The sequence below is a fragment of the Nocardia acididurans genome (genome assembly GCF_016741815.1).
GTDB classification, from domain to species: Bacteria; Actinomycetota; Actinomycetes; order Mycobacteriales; family Mycobacteriaceae; genus Nocardia; species Nocardia acididurans.
In genome coordinates this window covers 342,488-358,192 of sequence record NZ_JAERRJ010000012.1, presented here as the reverse complement: position 1 = coordinate 358,192, position 15,705 = coordinate 342,488, and the positions used below count along the sequence as shown (strand labels likewise).

At 65.8% G+C, this 15,705-nt stretch carries 15 protein-coding genes and 1 tRNA gene; 7 read left to right on the top strand and 9 right to left on the bottom strand.

The genetic code is table 11. From position 1 onward, the window contains the following. Window positions 1-100 precede the first annotated feature (100 nt). Entirely contained in the window at window positions 101-670 is a 570-nt protein-coding gene (locus tag JK358_RS30300) for a hypothetical protein (protein WP_201954375.1), read from the bottom strand. 130 nt (window positions 671-800) lie between these two features. Between JK358_RS30300 and JK358_RS30295 the strand changes: the two genes are divergently transcribed. After that, on the top strand, window positions 801-2,042 hold the full coding sequence (locus JK358_RS30295) for an AlbA family DNA-binding domain-containing protein (protein WP_372440757.1): 1,242 nt from the start codon (window positions 801-803) through the stop codon (window positions 2,040-2,042). 142 nt (window positions 2,043-2,184) lie between these two features. Next, the gene (locus tag JK358_RS30290) at window positions 2,185-2,577 is read left to right on the top strand and encodes a hypothetical protein (RefSeq protein ID WP_201954371.1); all 393 of its coding nucleotides are present in this window, start codon (window positions 2,185-2,187) and stop codon (window positions 2,575-2,577) included. A 191-nt stretch (window positions 2,578-2,768) separates the two neighbouring features. On the opposite strand, the gene JK358_RS30285 is transcribed toward JK358_RS30290, so the two are convergent. From JK358_RS30285 to JK358_RS30270, 4 genes are all read right to left on the bottom strand, one after another. Further along, the gene (locus tag JK358_RS30285; protein WP_307817804.1) at window positions 2,769-3,464 is read right to left on the bottom strand and encodes a DUF2637 domain-containing protein; all 696 of its coding nucleotides are present in this window, start codon (window positions 3,462-3,464) and stop codon (window positions 2,769-2,771) included. Between the two features lie 223 nt (window positions 3,465-3,687). Then, on the bottom strand, window positions 3,688-4,710 hold the full coding sequence (locus JK358_RS30280; RefSeq protein WP_201954367.1) for a tyrosine-type recombinase/integrase: 1,023 nt from the start codon (window positions 4,708-4,710) through the stop codon (window positions 3,688-3,690). Window positions 4,711-4,734: 24 nt separating this feature from the next. Next, the gene (locus JK358_RS30275; protein WP_201954365.1) at window positions 4,735-5,151 is read right to left on the bottom strand and encodes a hypothetical protein; all 417 of its coding nucleotides are present in this window, start codon (window positions 5,149-5,151) and stop codon (window positions 4,735-4,737) included. Between the two features lie 112 nt (window positions 5,152-5,263). After that, window positions 5,264-5,336 (bottom strand) — tRNA-Lys (locus JK358_RS30270). A gap of 342 nt (window positions 5,337-5,678) precedes the next feature. Here JK358_RS30270 and JK358_RS30265 point away from each other — a divergent pair. After that, on the top strand, window positions 5,679-6,893 hold the full coding sequence (locus JK358_RS30265; RefSeq protein WP_201954363.1) for a L,D-transpeptidase: 1,215 nt from the start codon (window positions 5,679-5,681) through the stop codon (window positions 6,891-6,893). Between the two features lie 87 nt (window positions 6,894-6,980). On the opposite strand, the gene JK358_RS30260 is transcribed toward JK358_RS30265, so the two are convergent. Together JK358_RS30260 and JK358_RS30255 are read right to left on the bottom strand one after the other, a co-directional pair. Further along, window positions 6,981-7,271 carry a hypothetical protein gene (locus JK358_RS30260; RefSeq protein ID WP_201954361.1) on the bottom strand — a complete coding sequence of 97 codons (291 nt, stop codon included), beginning with the start codon at window positions 7,269-7,271 and terminating at the stop codon, window positions 6,981-6,983. A 113-nt stretch (window positions 7,272-7,384) separates the two neighbouring features. After that, window positions 7,385-8,032, bottom strand: coding sequence for a cyclase family protein (locus tag JK358_RS30255; RefSeq protein WP_201954359.1), 648 nt, complete (start codon window positions 8,030-8,032; stop codon window positions 7,385-7,387). 140 nt (window positions 8,033-8,172) lie between these two features. On the opposite strand from JK358_RS30255, the gene JK358_RS30250 reads away from it, so the two are divergent. The 4 genes from JK358_RS30250 to JK358_RS30235 all read left to right on the top strand — a co-directional run bounded on the left by JK358_RS30250 (window position 8,173) and on the right by JK358_RS30235 (window position 12,969). Beyond that, on the top strand, window positions 8,173-9,579 hold the full coding sequence (locus tag JK358_RS30250) for a DUF1254 domain-containing protein (RefSeq protein ID WP_201954357.1): 1,407 nt from the start codon (window positions 8,173-8,175) through the stop codon (window positions 9,577-9,579). 25 nt (window positions 9,580-9,604) lie between these two features. Next, the gene (locus JK358_RS30245) at window positions 9,605-11,032 is read left to right on the top strand and encodes a DUF1254 domain-containing protein (RefSeq protein WP_201954355.1); all 1,428 of its coding nucleotides are present in this window, start codon (window positions 9,605-9,607) and stop codon (window positions 11,030-11,032) included. 204 nt (window positions 11,033-11,236) lie between these two features. Beyond that, on the top strand, window positions 11,237-11,938 hold the full coding sequence (locus JK358_RS30240; protein WP_201954353.1) for a hypothetical protein: 702 nt from the start codon (window positions 11,237-11,239) through the stop codon (window positions 11,936-11,938). A gap of 86 nt (window positions 11,939-12,024) precedes the next feature. Continuing rightward, window positions 12,025-12,969: an alpha/beta hydrolase gene (locus tag JK358_RS30235; protein WP_372440753.1), complete on the top strand. Its 945-nt coding sequence runs from the start codon at window positions 12,025-12,027 to the stop codon at window positions 12,967-12,969. Window positions 12,970-13,025: 56 nt separating this feature from the next. Here the strand turns inward: JK358_RS30235 and JK358_RS30230 are convergent, their stop codons facing one another. Beyond that, window positions 13,026-14,495, bottom strand: coding sequence for an APC family permease (locus JK358_RS30230; protein ID WP_201954460.1), 1,470 nt, complete (start codon window positions 14,493-14,495; stop codon window positions 13,026-13,028). 53 nt (window positions 14,496-14,548) lie between these two features. Continuing rightward, the gene (locus JK358_RS30225; protein ID WP_201954458.1) at window positions 14,549-15,619 is read right to left on the bottom strand and encodes a Glu/Leu/Phe/Val dehydrogenase dimerization domain-containing protein; all 1,071 of its coding nucleotides are present in this window, start codon (window positions 15,617-15,619) and stop codon (window positions 14,549-14,551) included. Between the last annotated feature and the right edge of the window lie 86 nt (window positions 15,620-15,705).

The window sequence follows — 15,705 nt, the reverse complement described above, 5'->3', positions numbered from 1 at the left end:
CCGCTGCCCGCTGCCCGCTGCCCGCTGCCCGCTGCCCGCTGCCCGCTGCCCGCTGCTGGATGAATTATACTGCGCCGCAATATATTTAGGCGCGGTTTGTTCAGGTATCGGTCGACCTGTCGCGATCGTTCGGGCTGGTTCCTCGGTGCTGGTGATTCGAGAGAGCGTGGTAGCGGCCTTCAATTTCCAGGTCTTTCCGGCAGGTTCGTACGAAGTCATCGATCGCGCCGTGCAGGGTGGCCACGGATTGCTGGTACACGGGTCGAAGACGGAGGTCGATACCGCTGCCGTGGGCAGGTCTGCTGTCGGTACGGATGGTGATGATGGCGTCTCGATGCTGTTCGGCCACCGTCAGCAGCGCTTCGACGGCTGCGTTGACTCGCGGTGGGCCGTAGAAGGCGACCTGCTCTGCGAGGCCGATGAGACTGTCGTATTGGTCTTCTGGGGTTTCGAGGTCCGCGGAGGTGTTGTTCGGCCAGACCGGTGTCGCGGCGAGCTTCCTCCCGATCTCGATCAATTGCAGGTAGGCGGCAACCTTGTCCTCCCTGGAGAGTCGGCGACGCTGTGAACGTTCGGTCCGCCAGGACTGCCATTGTGCACCGAGAAAGGCCAGGGCCGCTCCAGCAAGCGTGAAAACGCCGGCTCCCCACCAAGGCACTGTCGATCCCATAGGCCGATCAATCTATCAAACATGGCGGGTGGTCTGCGCGTACGAGCAGGAGGGGGCACCCACCCACTGTCGAGGCCATCGGCGAGATCATGCTCTCGAATGTCGGTGTGTGGAAGCATGATTGAGCACCATGCAGACTTCGTATTACCTCGGCCCGCGTCGGCCTCGGTTCACACCGTCGAGCTGGGCAGATGTGGAAGCGGCCTCCAATAGCGGGTTGTTCGAGGAAACACAGTGGGTTGAACGAAAGAAGGACATTCCGCCGACGAGCGGTCCAGCGAATCTGGAACTGGCTCGCGACCTTGCTTCGCTGAGCGTCGACGGTGGCGTGCTCCTGATCGGGATCGAAGACAGTGCCAAGGGCGTGCCCGGCAAGGCGACCGGTGCGATCGTCAACGGGCTTGCGGACCGTATCGCCCAAATCGCTCAGGGCCGAGTGTCTCCGCCGCTACCGGTCATGATCGACTCATTCCCGCACCCGACCGATGCGACGCGGGCGGTGCTCGTTGTCACCGTGCCCGCCTCGGCAGGCGCTCCGCACATGGTTGACAGTTCCTACTGGGGCCGTAGCGAGAACGGCAAATGCAAGCTCGGCGACGGCGATGTTCGCCGGCTTCTCGCCGAGCGCCAAGCCCGAGCGGCAGGCTTTCAGGACAGACTTGCTGCTATCGACACCGACCTCGATGTTCGACCAACCAACCCCAAGGTCGGCTGGGTGCGCCTACTGCTCGAACCCACCGCTCAAACGCAGTCATCGATTTCCGAATCCCTCGACCGCATGGGACTTTTCGAGTTCTTCCAGAAAGCCCTCCCGCACCGCCTGCACTGGGACTATGGCTTGCAGTCGCTGCTGAACGTGGCCCCGCATCCCGACGGGCACATCGCCCGAACCTGGAACCCGCACTCCGAGGCGTCAGTCGACGAACGCAGCACGATCGTCTTGATCGAGAACTCCGGCACATGGAAATTCGCCACCGGCAGAGCGATCAGTCCGGTCGGCAGCATGGACGATCCGGACTCGGGTAGGACAGTCCTCCGGGCCGGCTCGATGCTCGAAAAGATCCACTCGGTACTCATGGCCGCCGCCTACCTCTCGACCGAGCTGTGTCCGATCAACAGCGACTGGACAATCGGACTCCATATCGATCGCCTACTCAACGTCGAGCCCGTCGAGAACCATTCCGATCGCTACTCCGGTGGCCGCCCGTACCCGAAACCCAGCTACATCAATGTGGTTTCGTCCACCACCCAAGAATTGGGGCACCATCCCGCGGCAGTGGTGGAACGCTTGACCGGGAACTTGTTGCGCGGCTTCGGGATCAAGGACAGGTATCTGCCATACCAAACTCTGGCCGATCTCGCAAGCCGTTAGTGGTCGCTGATCTGCGGTGGTCACAGGGTGCTGTCCGGCTGTGGCTCCTGCCTGATGATCATCTGGACGTGTCGGTCCCTGCCAGTAATCTTGATCGATGAGGGGAATTCGTCCTCTCCACGAACATTAAGGACAACTTCATATGGCGAACTGGCAGAAGCCCATCCGGGTGGGAAACCCGAAGGCCAAGTATCTATCCCACGATTCGGACGTGATTCGCGTGCGGGTGACTCTGCAGGGCAATGTCCCCGATTCGTGGGTCGAACAGCTCAGCGACAGCATCCCTTACGACGTGACCCGCGACTCCGGTGTGAAGGCATCGACATCGAAGTTCGTTGTGGCGTACGAGATCCCGCAGGCGGAGTTCGAAACCTCCATCGACGCCGTCGACCTGGGGATCGACGGGGCGAACGAGTGGTTCGACGCGGTGTACCTGCCGCAGCTGGAAGCAACCGCGAAGCGTCAGGCCGAACTGGATGATCGGGCCAAAGCCAAGGGCAAGCCCATCAACCTGGTGCGCACTGTCCGTAGCTGACACGGTCCGAGTTGACACATTCGGGTTTCCTCCGACCGGGCGTAAGTGTTTCCATCCGAGCTTGGATCGGGTCACCACCAGTGACCCGCCGAGTGGCAAACAGCAGTTCGTGCGATCCCATCGCCCTGATGGGTTCGACACGGACGGCTGGCTCCGAGGGACCTGGAGCTTCTCGCCGTGATCTAGCTGTGTCAGCCAATCACGTTACGGGCTTGGCTGAGAATCCGGCTGACGCTCGAACGGCTCCGGTTCATCTCGCGGGCGATTTGTGATGGGTTCCACCCATCCTCGTGATGTCGGGTGAGGACTCGAGCCACGACAGCCGGGTCGCGGCGGCGCGCAGGGTCGCTGGCACAGATGAGTTTCGCGACCTGTGTCCAGGATTCATCGTTGGGTGAGGGCTGAGCCGGCGTGCCCACGTCGCAAGTGCCTTTCAGCGGCGCGGTCGCAGGGGTGGCGCTCCAACGATCGGACGAGTTCCGCTGCGGCGCAGCGGCGGCCTCTGTTGGCGGTATCGGGGGCGTCGTGTGCGCACGGGCGATGGTCGGCGTGTGCGCGATGGCGAGCAGGGCGAGGGTTGCCTGGGCCATCGAGCCTTCGATGATCACGGGCCAGATCCAGGCGTCGTGCTCAGCGATTCCGGCCAGAACCGCGAGATCACGCAGTGCTGTGAACGACAGCCGGAACGCTCCAGCGGCGATCAGCGTGGTCAGAAGTGTGGTGAGCAAGTGGATGAGGCTGGATCGGCCGTGTGCACGCAGCAGCATCGTGACCCCGTGCACCGCTGTCATCAGCGCGATCGGAGGCACCACGGCGACCGCGGCCGCCACGATCGCCAGCGATCGAGCGTGCAGGACAGCGTGCGCTGCATTGCCAGAGATGCTCACAGCGACCGACAGGATCAACACAGACCAGAAGAAGCGGACGGACGCAGCAGCGTCAAACGGGGAGCCATCGCGGGATGGCTGTGCACACTCGACTGCGTCCGTGCGCACGAAAGACCGGATAGCGGTCATAAGGGAACTCCATCAGCGTCGGACGTCCGGCCGCCGATTCCCATGGTGCCGTCGGTGCGGCACGAGATGAGGCGGCCGGACGTCGGATGTCGAATCAGGCAGCGGTGGTGAGGGGATGCGGTTCGCCGGTCAATGTGGCCAGAGCGAGCGCGACTTCCTCCAAGGACGCGCGCACATAGGTGGCGGTGGATCCGTCGGATTTGCTCTCGGCGTGGCCGGCGTAGGCGCGGGCGATGGCGTATCCGAAGGTCCGCTCGACCCAGGTGAGGGTGGAGTGCCGAATCCAGTGCGTGCTGATCTGTTGTTTCTCGACCCATGGCAGTTCGAGTCCGATACGGGTCCACAGGCCGTCGTAACGGCGGCGAGTGATCGGTTTGCCACTGCGATAGCGCAGCAACTGTTCGCCGGGATGCGCGCCGCGTGTGTGGGCATGGTGGAGCAGGTTGGCCATGAGGGTCGGGGAAACCGGCTGCCAGCGTGAGACTTTGCCCTTCTCCCGCAGGAAGATCAGGCATTGCTGGGGATCCAGATCGTCGGGACGCAGTTCCAGCGCTCCACCTCGGCGGCATCCGGTTTCCGAATGCAGACGCAGCAGCAGAGTGTCCAGGTCTGGGTCGTTGCCGGTGGTCGCGGCGACATGGGCGATCTCGGCGATCTGGTTCAGCGGCAGCCCGCGGCGGGTGGACGGGATACGGCGAGGTTTGGGCACCCGGCGGGCAGGGTTGTCGCCGGTGCGGATCAACCCGTCGGCCTCGGCTTGCCGGTACAGGAACCGCAACGCACCGATCATGGCCTCGGCAGCACCGCGGCCGTCGCGGGCATTGCGATCCTGTTTGGCGTTGCGCCGCGCGGTATCTCGCATGTCGGTGATGTCGGCAACAGTCGGCTCATCGATCGGGCGTGCGGCCCAGTGCTTTTCGAGGTACTTCCAGTGAGTGTTGTAGGTCTTGAACGTGCCAGGGGAGACGACCCTGGCTCGCACTACGGGGATGTACTGGGCGAAAGTCGGTGCCGTCGGGCGGATATCGAGCAGATCGGCGGGGGTGATACCCATCCGCGCCAGCAGAGTGCGCGCGGCATCGAGTTCGACTTGATTGACCGGTGTCGAGGTCGTCATCGCTGTGCACCCCCATCAATCCGATCACGGATCTCCCCAACGAGGGTGTCGAATGCGTTCTGGCAGACGATGATCAGGCGGCTCTGGTCCGGGGTGCGCGGCCAGCAGCACCCGATGGCCGATACGCAGCCGCACGGCTCGCCGGATCGGAGCGGGAATCGGCAACTGGCCATTGCGCGCGATGGCGTAGGCGCCATCCGGCGGGGATGTGACGACGATGACATCAGGCAACGCGGCTTCGAGGTGAATCGGCGTACCCGGCTCCCAGCCCAACGACGACAACACCGATCGCTCGGCGACTCGACCGGCGTAGTTGACCAACACCGAGCCATAGGCGACCTTGACCACGCTGTAGGAGGTGGGTGGCATCGCCTCAAGCCGCCCGCGTGCAAGCGGAACAACAACCGAATTGGAAGAGGGAAGAGGAACGACCGGCGGCATAGCGCCAACCTGTTCCGATGGAATAAAACCGCTGGTAGAAGATCTACCCGAACCGTGTTCCAGTGCACTAGAGCACGTAACACGGTTGTTCGGCTTGTAGACAGACAAATTGTGCGCCATCAGGGACTCGAACCCCGAACCCGCTGATTAAGAGTCAGCTGCTCTGCCAATTGAGCTAATGGCGCGTGCCGGCGAGATAGACCTTCGAAGCACTGGCTTCGGGCCGTCTGCGGTGCGGAAAGAACATTAACAGGAGTTGGCCGGGAAAGTGAAATCGCCTGGCTGAGCTGGTGGTTTGCCGGGACTGTCCGGCTTGCTCAGTGGTGTTAACGAAGTGGGGGTGGGTGCGATGAACTGGGCGAGCCCTGCGGGGGCTGGCGTCTTGTCGTTGGTCGGGGCATGTTCCTGGCAGAATGGGCGAGGCGTGGTCTCGGCCGAATCCCCGTGGGCGTGGTGGTCGAGCAGGCGTGGTCGGGGTCGGAGGAACTCGGGGCCGGCCACGCACCGAGACGTGAAGTGGGGTTGCAATGAGCGAGAGTCGGGGCCGGCATCGGTCGCGCGCATGGCTTGGTTTCGTGGCGGTGGCATCGGCGGTGGCGCTGACGCTGACCGGGTGTTCGTCCGGGGGATCGACTGATTCCTCTTCCGTGGCAATCGATTCCAACCCGATCACCGAACTCATGAAGCCCAAGCTGGTTTCGCCGGTGAAGGACGGGGAGAAGGGCGTCTCGCCCGGAGAACCGTTGCTGCTCGAGGTGGAAGACGGCAAGTTCACGAAGGTGACGCTGACCAATCCCGAGGGCCGCGCGGTTCCGGGTGAGGTGGCCGCCGACGGGCTGTCGTGGAAGCCGGTCGAGCAGTTGGGATTCGGGCGCACCTACAAGCTCGACGTGGAGGCCATCGGTCTCGGCGGTAAGAGCAGTACGACCATGAGCTTCACCACGATCTCGCCCAACAACCGGACGCATCCGTATCTGCTGCCGGGGGAGAACGAGGTCGTCGGTATCGGTCAGCCGGTGGCGATCCAGTTCGACGAGAACATTCCGGACCGCAAGGCCGCCCAGAATGCGATCAAGATCACGACCACGCCCGCGGTCGAGGGCGCGTTCTATTGGGTCAACAATCGTGAGGTGCGCTGGCGGCCGGAGCATTTCTGGGCCCCGGGCACCAAGGTCGACATCGCGGTGAACGTCTACGGCAAGGATCTGGGCAACGGCCTGGTCGGCGACAGCGACATCACCTCGAGCTTCACCGTGGGCGACGCCTTGGTCTTCACCGCCGACGACAACACCCATCAGGTGGTGGTGGAGCGCAACGGCGAGGTGATCAAGACCATGCCGACCTCCATGGGCAAGAACAGCACCCCCACCGACAACGGCATCTACATCGTGTCCGACCGGCACGAGAAGATCATCATGGATTCGTCCACCTACGGTGTGGCGGTGAACTCGCCCGACGGCTACAAGACCCCGGTCGACTACGCGACGCGAATCTCCTACTCCGGCATCTTCTTCCACTCGGCCCCGTGGTCGCTGGGCGCGCAGGGTTCCTACAACACCAGCCACGGCTGCCTGAACCTGAGCCCGTCGGATGCCCGCTGGGTGTACGAGAACGCCAAGCGCGGTGACATCACCATCATCAAGAACACGGTCGGTGGCACGCTCTCGCCGGTCGACGGCCTGGGCGACTGGAACATGCCGTGGGCGCAGTGGAAGGCCGGCAACGCCGACGACAACCGCTGACCCGCACGAACAACGGAAGGGGCACCAGCCGAAAGCTGGTGCCCCTTCGTCGTATTCGAGCGTGCCGCCCCGGGCGAACCCGTCCGGCTAGTCGCGGATGTCGCGGATGGCGTCGCAGCCGAAGGTCGACTTGCCCAGAATCGCCATGGCGCTGCCGACGGTCAGGCACATCTGCTTGGTGCCGCCGAACAGGATGGCCATCCCGCCCGCGCTGCCGGCGTTGACCGAGCCTCCCGAGGATCCGGACCAGGCCTGGAGCGGATCGTCGGCGCCGGTGGTGGCCGCATCGGTGAGCACGATATCCGCGGTGGCGACAGCGGGAGTTGCGCTGAGAATGGCGGCGGTGGCCAGCAATGTTGTTACGGAGCTACGTCTCACGTGAGGGTCTTCCTTGGTCGAGCAGGTCGGGGGCCCCGACTCCCCCTGTGTCGGATGCAGTCTACGAAGATCGAGTGGGGCGCGCCACAATTTCCAATACAGTGCCGTACCGGTCACAGTCCGATCCGGGCGATGGCGCGCACGGGTGATCCGTCCGCGCCCGGCAGCCGCAGCGGCAGCAGTGAGACCTCGATGCGCTGCCCGGCCGCCTGCGCCGCCAGCAGCTCGTCGAGTGCGGTGAGGTTCTCCGCGATCACCGCGTGCGCGCCGCACAGGATCCGATGCACCGCAATGTCCTCGGCGGGTGTCGGATCCACGCTCAGCGCGTCGATTCCGACCGTCCGCACGCCTGATGCGATCAGGTACTCGGCGGCCTCCGGCGTCGGCGCGGGATGCGCGAGATAGTCGGGCGTACCCCAGTGTTGTGACCATCCGGTGGCGATGAGCACGATCCGCCCGGCCGCCACCTGTCCCTCGAAGTATTCGCGCCCGATCGGGCCGCGCGGTGCGAGCCCGCGCGCGTCCACCACGACGGCGGGGCCGAGGAAGCGGTCCAGCGGTAGTTCGTCCAGCGCCGGGAGCCGGTCGTCGATGTGCACGGGTGCGTCGACATGTGTGCCGGTCTGTGATCCGAGGTCCAGGTGCAGCACGTTGACGCCGTCGGCGGCGACAGTGAGCGCCGGGCGGATGGTCACCTCCGGGTCGCCGGGGTAGACGGGCATGCCCGTCCCGAGGGGTACGGACAGGTCGACGAGGCGCACGGCATCAGCCTCGCGAATGCGGGAGGGCTTCGCAAGGGCTCGATGTCCTGAAACTTCTGATTGATGGCAAATGTCTGGCTACACTCCGAAAGCGGCTCTCGAACTGCCCGATCCGGGCCTCTGCAGTAGGGAGAAGTGGTATGCCAGTGCGGAAACGGCGAGCTCTGCTGGTCACGGGGGTCGCGCTGACCCTGGTGGCAACCGGGATGGTCGCGGCCTGCGGCAAATCCGAGGACACCGGCAGTGCGACCACCACCAGCACCTCCACCGATCCGAAGGACATCGCGGCCGACGCCTACGTGTACGGATTCCCGCTGGTCCTGATGGATGTCACCCGCGAGGCCGGTACGGCAGGCGTGCCCGCCAATCGGATCGCCGCCGTGGGGCCGATCGACCCGGCGCAGAACACCGTGGTCATGCCCAATGTGGACACCGTCTATGCCTCGGCCTGGCTGGATCTCGCCGCCGAACCGATCATCCTGCAGGTTCCGGTCATGTCGGACCGGTACTGGCTCATGCAGGTCATGGATGCCTGGACCAATACCGTCCACGATCCGAGCAGCGTGAACCCGCACACCGATGCCGGCAAGTCCGCGCCCTACGCCTACGCGATCACCGGCCCGAACTGGTCGGGCACTCTGCCCGCGGATGTCACGCGGCTGTCGATGCCCACCGAGATGGCCTGGCTGATCGGCCGCATCGAGTACCGCGACGCCGCGGACCTGCCCGCCGCGCAGGCCCGGCAGCGTGAGCTGATCATGACGCCGCTGAGTGCCTGGGAGCGCGGCGAGCGTCCCGCCCCGATGGACAGCCCCGCGACCGCGCAGGCGGTCTCCCCGCCGCAGGCGGTGGCACAGCTGGACGGGCGCACCTTCTTCGACCGGCTGGACCGGCTGATGCTCGCCAACCCGCCCGCGGCGGCCGATGCCCCGGCGCTGCAGCGGTTCGAGCGGATCGGCGTGAAACCGGGCGGCACAACCGATTCCGTCTCCGTCGAGGCTCTGAACGCGGGCATGATGACCGCACGCGATCGCATCCCCGCGTATCGGAATCCGGCGGCGAAGAACGAGAACGGCTGGGCGTTCGCCACCGATCTGGGCGCCTACGGCACGAACTACGATCTGCGCGCCCATACGGCCTGGACCGCCCTCGGCGCGAATCTGCCGAAAGACGCGGTGTATCCGCAGCTCACCGGCGACGCCGGTACGCCGGACGCGCCCAAGCGCTACCGGTTGACCTTCCCGCAGGGGAAAACCCCACCCGCCCAGGCCTTCTGGTCGCTGACCGCCTACACCGGTGACGGCTATCTGGTGCCGAACCCGGCGGCCGTCTATTCGGTGGGCCATCAGGTCCCGGTGACGCCCGGTCCGGACGGCACGGTGGAGCTGGCGATTCAGGCCGCTGATCCGGGCAGCGCTGTGCCGCAGGGCAATTGGCTGCCGATCCCGGAATCCGGGAAGTTCGGGCTGACCCTGCGCATGTACGCCCCGCAGGGTGATGCGCTCGACGGCGACTGGCAGCCACCGGCTCTCACTCCGGTCGACTGAAACCCGCCCCCTCGCAAGGAGATTCATGAACGACGCGACCGAGCCCGCGAGCCCGTCCAGGGCGTTCTCCCGTCGGGCCTGGCTGGGTCTGGCCCTCACCACCACCGCGGCGCTCGGCCTGGCCGCCTGCGGCAAGTCCTCCGACGACGGCGGCACCGCGCCCTCGGACGACCCGAAAGCCATTGCGGCCGATGCCTATACCTTCGGCTACCCGCTGGTTCTCATGGACGCCACCCGCGCGCAGGCCGAGGCCCTCACCCCGGTGAATCAGTTCCAGCACGCGAGCACGCTGCCCACGCCCGAACGCCGGGATGTGGTGCGGCTCAACCTGGATACGCTGTATTCCATTGCCTGGCTGGATCTCACGGCCGAGCCGATCGTGCTGCAGGTCCCGGGTATGGAGTCGGACCGCTATTGGCTGATGCAGATCATGGACGCGTGGACCAACACCGCCCACAATCCGGGAAGCGCGCACCCGCAACCGAACTCGGGTGCGGCCTCGCCGCCGTTCACCTACGCGCTGACCGGCCCCGGCTGGTCCGGTCGGCTGCCCGAGGGCGTGACCCCGCTGCCGATGCCGACTCCGACCGTGTGGGTCCTGGGCCGCGTCCAGGTGAACGGTGACGCCGACATCCCGAATGTGCGGGCGATCCAGCAGCGGATGAAGCTGGTGCCGCTGAGCGCCTGGAACGCCGGGCAGCCCGCGCCCGTGGCCCCTGTCGTTCCGGTCGATCTCTCGGTGCCGTCGGCCAAGCAGGTCGACGCCATGGATCCGCGCTCGTTCTTCGCGAAGCTGTGCGCTCTGCTGGCGATCGACCCGCCCGCCGCGGCCGACGCGCCCGCGATGGAGCGTTTCGCGAAGCTCGGCATCAAGCCGGGCGGCAGTGTCACCGGCATTTCCGATGACGATCTGGCGGCCGCCGTGCAGACCTCGAAGAAGCAGTTCGCCGACTATCAGGATCCGGCGCAGAAGAACGAGAACGGCTGGCAGTTCGCCACCGATCTGGGCGCCTACGGCACCGACTATCAGCTGCGGGCGATGGTCGCGCTGAAGGGTCTGGGCGCGAATCTCGCCGAGGACGCGGTGTATCCGAGCCTGTTCGGCACCGCCGACACCGATGGCACGCCGAACCGCTACCGCCTGCACTTCCCGGCCGGGCAGCTGCCGCCGGTGGCCGCGTTCTGGTCGTTGACCGCCTATGACGCGGAGAGCTATCTGATTCCGAATCCGGCGAACGTCTACGCCATCGGCCATCAGATTCCGGTCACGCCGAATCCGGACGGTTCCCTGGATCTGGCCGTCCAGAGCGCCGATCCGGGTGCGAGTGTCCCGGTGGGCAACTGGCTGCCGATTCCGGCGTCCGGTCCGTTCTCCCTGACCATGCGCCTGTACGCCCCGAAAGACAGTGTCCTGAAGGGAGATTGGCAGGTCCCAGCCCTGACCAAGCTCTGAAACGTGTTCTAGTCAGTTGTGCTACGTTAGCAGCTGAACGCGATCCGTGAGGCAGTCTCGAAAACTTCTCCGAACTTCTGGACAGAGGACCAGTTACGCATGTTTACTTGGTCCCCGGGTGACATCCGCACCCTCCCGAGTTGACCGCAGAGCTCGGTATTCATTGTCTGTCCCGAAATGGTTCGGGATGCTTTAGGAGAATGTATGTTCCGAAATCCTCGGACGACTGCGCTCGCGGCGTCGGCTTCGCTGATCCTCGCGGGATTGAGCGTGGGTTTGAATGCGGGTGTGGCGACCGCTGATTCGACGTGCTCGGTGCGTAGTTACGAAACCAAGAAGGACTGGAGCACCGTAGGTGTCACGCATACCTACGAAAAGATCGCCACGAGTGACACCATCGGTCTCGGCACCACGGTGACCTACAAGATCGTGGTCGGCACCACCGGCATCGGCAACCCGTATGTCAACACCATCACCGACTTCCCGCCGACCGGCCTCGGCGCCCCGGTGAAGACCACCATCACCGCCTACCACCTGGGCGGCGGCCAGCGCACCGAGGATGTGACCCCCACCCCCAACGCGGGCGGCTGGAAGGTCACCAGCACCGGCTGGTTCGTGAACTCCGGTAACCCGGTGACCATGACCATCACCTATCCGGTGCCGGACAACCTGGGCAGCGGAAAGCAGGTCACCAGCGGCGGCGTGGGCGTCGCGGGCACCGTCGGCGTCGGCAACGAAATGCCGAACCTGACCGCCTGTTTCACCACTCGCGGCGCGAATGCGGGCGAGACCGTGATCGGCAGCCTGGGCGACAACGGCCTCGGCTCCAATGACGGTCAGCTCAGCTCCACCGGGTCGTTCAGCGACATCATCGCCGACGCGCTCCGGAAGTACCTCGGCAGCTGATTGCAGTAAGGCCGGCGACTTCGATGAGGAAAGAATTGCTGTTCAAGAGAAAACTGTCGCGATTGGCGATGATTTCCTGTCTCCTTTTGTCGCCGGCCTTTTCCGCGGGTGTGGCCGCGGCGCAGCCGGCCGGTGGTGAACTTGTTCTCGTCGACCGGCCCGGTCAGCGGCAGCAGATATTCCACGTGTACTCGCCGTCGATGGAACGCACCATCACACTGCAGGTGCTGACACCGTTCGACACCAGCGCGCCCCGGCCCACCCTCTACCTGCTCAACGGCGCGGGCGGCGGCGAGGATGCCGCCACCTGGTTCCGGCAGACCGATATCGTGCAGTTCTTCGCGGAGAAGAACGTCAACGTGGTGGTGCCGGTGGGCGGCAAGTTCTCCTACTACACCGACTGGCAGCGCGACGATCCCGAGCTCGGCCGCAACAAATGGGCGACCTTTCTGACGAAAGAGCTTCCGCCGGTCATCGATTCGGCGCTGCACACCTCGGGCGTGAACGCCATCGCGGGCGTGTCCATGGCGGCCAGCGCGGCCCTGAACCTGGCCATCGCCGCCCCCGAGCTGTACCGCGGCGTCGCCTCCTACAGCGGATGCGCCTCCACCACAGACCAATTGAGCCGCACCTTCATCGACCTGGTGCTGGATCGCGCCGACGCCGACGCCCGCAATATGTGGGGCGAGGACGGCGACCCGGACTGGGCGCGCAATGACGCCGTACTCAATGCCGAAGGACTGCGCGGCAAGGCGCTCTACATCTCGAGCGCGACCGGATTGCCCGGGTACGCGGACAATCTGGCCAATCCGGCGGTCAACGGGAACAACTACACGCTGGCCAACCAGATCATTCTCGGCGGCATGATCGAAGCCGCCACCAACCTGTGCACGCACCGCCTGTCCGACCGGCTGAGTGAACTGGGCATCCCCGCCACCGTCGAATTCCAGCCCGCCGGAACGCATTCCTGGCGCTACTGGGAGGACGCGCTGCACCGCTCCTGGCCGATCCTGGAAGCGGCCATGAACTGAGCCGAAACCGCACAGAGCCCCGATCCGCCAGGGATCGGGGCTCTGTCGCGTTGTCGTCAGACCTGCGCGGGTTCGTGCGCCGCGGCCTCCTGCTGCTTGCGCAGCACCGAATGCCTACGGCCGTACGCGAAGTAGACGATCATGCCGAGCGCCATCCAGATGACGAACCGCAGCCACGTCTCGATCGACAGGTTGAGCATCAGCCACAGACAGGCCAGCGCGCCCAGGATCGGCACCACCGGCACCCACGGAACCCGGAAGCCGCGCTTCAGATCCGGCCGGGTGCGGCGCAGGATCGGGACGCCGATGGACACCATGACGAAGGCGACCAGCGTGCCGATGTTCACCATCTCCTCGAGCGTGCCGAAGTCGACGAATCCGGCCAGCACGGCGCAGACCACGCCGACGATGACGGTCAGCCGCACGGGCGTGCCCTTGCTGCCGGTGTGCGCGAGACCGCGGGGGAGCAGCCCGTCGCGGGCCATGGCGAACAGCACCCGGGTCTGGCCCAGGTACATGACCATGACCACGGTGGACAGGCCGGCCAGCGCGCCGATGGAGATGATGTTCTTGGTCCAGGTCGCGCCGTGCAGCGCGAAAGCCGTTGCCAGCGTGGCGTCTCCGCCCTGCAGCTCCTTGTAGGAGACCATGCCGGTGAGCACCAGCGACACCGCCACGTACAGCACGGTCACGATGGCCAGCGAGCCGAACAGGCCGCGCGGAACGTCACGCTGCGGGTTGCGGGTCTCCTCGGCGGTGGTGGCGACCACATCGAAGCCGACGAAGGCGAAGAACACCAGCGAGGCCGCGGCCAGCAGGCCGTACCAGCCGAAGCTGGTGCCGCCGGAACCGGTGAGCCAGGCGAACAGCGACTGCCGCAGGCCCTCGGCGTGCTCGGACGGCTCGGACGGCGGAATGTAGGGGGTGAGGTTGGACGGCTTGAAGTAGGTCGCGCCGACCACCAGCACCAGCGCGATCACACCCAGCTTGATGGCGACCGCGACGGCCGACACCTTCGACGACAGTTTGGTGCCGGTGGCCAGCAGCGTGCCGACCACCGCGATGATCAGGACCGCGCCCCAATCGAAATGGATCGACCCGAGGGTCAGCACCGGTGCGCCGGAGCCGAGCACTTCGCCCAGGTACTGCGACCAGCCCTTGGCGACCACGGAGACGGCCAACGCGAATTCCAGGATCAGGTCCCAGCCGATGATCCAGGCGATCACCTCACCGAAGGTGGCGTAGGCGTAGGTGTACGCGCTGCCCGCCACCGGCACCGTCGACGCGAATTCCGCGTAGCACAGCGCCGTCAATCCGCAGGCGATCGCCGCGAAGACGAACGCGAGCGATACCGAGGGCCCGGCCACCGTGCCCGCCGTGCGCGCGGTGAGGGTGAAGATGCCCGCTCCGATCACCACGGCCACACCGAAGATGGTGAGGTCCCTGGCCGTCAGATCCTTGCGTAGCTTGGAATCCGGGTCGTCGGTATCCCTGATGGACTGTTCCACCGATTTCGTGCGGAACATTCCGCTCGCGATCGCCACTTGTGTCTCCTCTCTGAAACTCCGGCGCGCCCGCGTCAGATCGCTCGCGGGATGGCGTCGAGACGCCGCTCGGCGAACCGATTGGCCGCCTCGCCGGTACCGATTCCTGCGGCCTCGGCGGCCGTGATGATGTCGCGGCAGCGGTCGAAAATGCCCGCCACGTCGGATTCGACATCGGTCTGTGCGGCGGCCCGCAGTTCGCCGGCCACCTGGATGAGCCCGCCCGCATTGGCGACGAAGTCGGGCACCCAGGTGATGCCGCGTTCGTTCAGCGCCCGCTCCACCTCGGGGGTGGCGAGCTGGTTGTTGGCCGCGCCGCAGATCAGCTTGGCCTCGATGGCCTCGGCGCTGGACGCGGTCAGGGTGCCGCCGAGGGCGCAGGGGGCATACACGTCGACCGGGGCGGTGGCCACCGAGCCGAGCAGGCGCACCGACGGGTGGTCGGCCGAAACCCGCTGCAGCGCCATCTCGTTCACATCGGTGACGCATACCTCCGCGCCATCGGCGACGAGCAGCTCGATGAGCTCGCGGCCCACCTTGCCGACGCCCTCGACGCCGACTGTGCGACCGGCCAGAGTCGGTGCGCCCCAGATGGATTCGGCACCGGCGCGCATGGAATGGAAGACGCCGAGCGCGGTCAGCCGGGCACTGTCACCGGATCCGCCCGCCTGCCTGCTGCGCCCCATCACCCAGCGGGTGTGGCGGCCGATCACATCCAGATCGTCGGTATTGGTGCCCACGTCACCGGCGGTGATGTAGCGCCCGCCGAGGGTTTCCACGAAGCGGCCGTAGGCGGCGAGCAGCTCCTCGGACTTGTGCACGGCCGGATCGCCGATGATGACGGCCTTGCCGCCACCGAGGTCGACACCGGATGCCGCGGCCTTGTAGGTCATGCCCCAGGACAGTCGCAGCACATCCTGCAGCGCGGCGGATTCATCGGCGTACGGGTACATCCGGGTCCCGCCGAGCGCGGGTCCGAGCGTGGTCGAATGGATCGCGATAATGGCCCGCAGCCCGGTCTTGTCGTCCTCGCAGAACACGACCTGCTCGTGACGCCGGGCGCTCAACTCGTGCGAGCGGCCGAAAACCCCTGCCTCGTGGTGCATTACGGACACGATCGATTCCTTCCTGTACGCCGCGGGTGAGCGGCTTCCGTGGTGGCCGTGTGATGGCGGCCGGTTGGTTGCCGCGG

Bases quoted from the DNA above. Each gene is read 5' to 3' on its own strand.
- JK358_RS30280 (WP_201954367.1), bottom strand. From the start codon at position 4,710: ATGACGACCTCGACACCGGTCAATCAAGTCGAACTCGATGCCGCGCGC.
- JK358_RS30300 (WP_201954375.1), bottom strand. From the start codon at position 670: ATGGGATCGACAGTGCCTTGGTGGGGAGCCGGCGTTTTCACGCTTGCT.
- JK358_RS30230 (WP_201954460.1), bottom strand. From the start codon at position 14,495: ATGTTCCGCACGAAATCGGTGGAACAGTCCATCAGGGATACCGACGAC.
- JK358_RS30290 (WP_201954371.1), top strand. From the start codon at position 2,185: ATGGCGAACTGGCAGAAGCCCATCCGGGTGGGAAACCCGAAGGCCAAG.
- JK358_RS30295 (WP_372440757.1), top strand. From the start codon at position 801: ATGCAGACTTCGTATTACCTCGGCCCGCGTCGGCCTCGGTTCACACCG.
- JK358_RS30225 (WP_201954458.1), bottom strand. From the start codon at position 15,619: ATGCACCACGAGGCAGGGGTTTTCGGCCGCTCGCACGAGTTGAGCGCC.
- JK358_RS30245 (WP_201954355.1), top strand. From the start codon at position 9,605: ATGAACGACGCGACCGAGCCCGCGAGCCCGTCCAGGGCGTTCTCCCGT.
- JK358_RS30240 (WP_201954353.1), top strand. From the start codon at position 11,237: ATGTTCCGAAATCCTCGGACGACTGCGCTCGCGGCGTCGGCTTCGCTG.
- JK358_RS30250 (WP_201954357.1), top strand. From the start codon at position 8,173: ATGCCAGTGCGGAAACGGCGAGCTCTGCTGGTCACGGGGGTCGCGCTG.
- JK358_RS30275 (WP_201954365.1), bottom strand. From the start codon at position 5,151: ATGCCGCCGGTCGTTCCTCTTCCCTCTTCCAATTCGGTTGTTGTTCCG.
- JK358_RS30265 (WP_201954363.1), top strand. From the start codon at position 5,679: ATGAGCGAGAGTCGGGGCCGGCATCGGTCGCGCGCATGGCTTGGTTTC.